Origin of the sequence: Cognatundibacterium luofuense (genome assembly GCF_018139685.1) — a bacterium.
Lineage (GTDB): Bacteria > Pseudomonadota > Gammaproteobacteria > Burkholderiales > Burkholderiaceae_D > Undibacterium > Undibacterium luofuense.
Genome location: NZ_JAGSPN010000215.1, coordinates 1 through 405, shown reverse-complemented (window position 1 = coordinate 405; position 405 = coordinate 1). Strand labels below are relative to the sequence as shown.

The 405-nt window shown below is 48.4% G+C and carries 1 protein-coding gene; it reads left to right on the top strand.

The window, feature by feature from the left end:
* Positions 1 to 96: 96 nt before the first annotated feature.
* Positions 97 to 405 (top strand): Hsp20 family protein (locus KDM89_RS20090; protein ID WP_212689645.1); only part of this gene is annotated, 309 nt, incomplete at its 3' end.

The following is a 405-nucleotide window of genomic DNA, read 5'->3' as shown; positions in this document are numbered from 1 at the left end:
ATCAGATGCTCAACGAGGTCTGATTCATCCGCATCAGAGATGGGATGAAAACACTGTATTTACTCAATCATCGCTTCTGTTAACAAGGATATCATCATGCGTAATTTTGACTTTGCCCCTTTATACCGTTCAGCTATCGGCTTTGACCGTCTGGCACAACTCTTCGATGATGCACAACGCAGTGACACAGCCAGCAACTACCCGCCTTACAACATAGAGCTGATCGCTGAAGATAAATATGCGATCACCATGGCGGTGGCTGGCTTTAGCCGTGAAGAGCTGGAGATAGAGAGCGAGCGCGATACACTGAAAGTAGTTGGTCGTCGTCACAAAGACGAAAGTCAGAGAAATTATCTGCACCGTGGTATCGCCGCACGTGATTTCGAACACCGCTTCCGCCTGGCA